1 protein-coding gene is annotated in these 1126 nt (G+C 71.0%); it reads right to left on the bottom strand.

The window, feature by feature from the left end; translation table 11 throughout:
• A partial coding sequence (locus D7231_RS35400) for a GntR family transcriptional regulator (protein WP_158673905.1) occupies positions 1-598 on the bottom strand: 598 nt, incomplete at its 3' end.
• Positions 599-1126: the final 528 nt, after the last annotated feature.

Below are 1126 nucleotides of genomic sequence, written 5' to 3'. Positions count from 1 at the left end.
CCGGCTGCTTCCGCTGGGCGACGAGGACATCCGGTCGTTCGTCGGTGCGTGGCACCGGGTGCTCGACCGTGCGCACCACCTGCGTTCCAGCGGAGGCGAGCGCGGCGCGGAGGTCGTCTCCCCAAGGCGAGGGAGTATCCGCGAGCAGCATCGGGAGATCCGGCACCGAGTCTCGACGGACGTACGCGGTGACGACGGTGTGCGGGAGCCCGCTGCTCTCGCCGCTCCGGTAGACGCACTCCATCAAGGGGGTGCCGACCGGAACGCCCATGAGGGCGGAGGCTTCTTCCTCGGCTTTGATCTCCCGGTATTCGAGGTCCGTGCGGGTCTCGGGAGTCTGCCTGCGGGAGTTGCGATGGCGGTCGTTCGCGTACCGCACCGGCTCTCGTCGCGGCCGGACGTAGGTCCCGCTGCCGTGGATGGTCTCGGTGAGCCCTTCCTGCTGGAGCAGCCGAAGGGCGCTGCGGAGGGTGGGGACGCTGACGTTGTAGCGGGCGGCGAGCGGGCCCTCCGTCGGCAGGCGGTCGCCGGGGGACAGCGTGCCGTCCCGGATCTGTCGGCGCAGGTCGTCGGCGATGCGGTGGTAGCGGGCGGCCATGGTCAGCCTCCCTTGACGGAGGACGCCGAGGACGCGCGGCATGCCGCCGTCCGCCTGGGCATCGGGCCGCCCTTGCGGCGGCGCGGGAGACCGCGCGGTGGATACTCGTTCATGTGGTTCAGCTCCCTGTAGCTGATCGCCATGCCCCCGGGCGGTGTCCGGCCGCCGCGGGGGTCCTGAAGATGACGGCCCACGCCGTTTGTCCCTGCTGGGTGCCGTCGAGGCCGAACCGGTCGGCCCGTTCCAACGCCGCTAACAGCGCCTGCCACCGTGCGCGGGAGACCGCCGGGGGTACGGCGGTCTCCACGCGGAAGCGGTCCCGCGTGCGCGTTAAGCGCGGCGTGAATCCCGAAGCGGTGAGGCGCGCGGCGATCTCCTGCGCGCGGGACGCGGGTGCGGGCACAAGGTTCCCTCCGTCGCTCCGGGACCACGTACGGTGAAGCTGGTTAACTAGCTTAGAGCTAGTGGACTAGATTTGCCACATGCCCGAGCAGCCCCCTTACCTCCGCACCGCCGAACTGCTCCGGC

Origin of the sequence: Streptomyces klenkii (assembly GCF_003626645.1) — a bacterium.
Classification (GTDB): Bacteria; Actinomycetota; Actinomycetes; order Streptomycetales; family Streptomycetaceae; genus Streptomyces; species Streptomyces klenkii.
The sequence above is the reverse complement of the archived record's forward strand: the minus strand, read 5'-3'. Positions and strand labels throughout refer to the sequence as shown.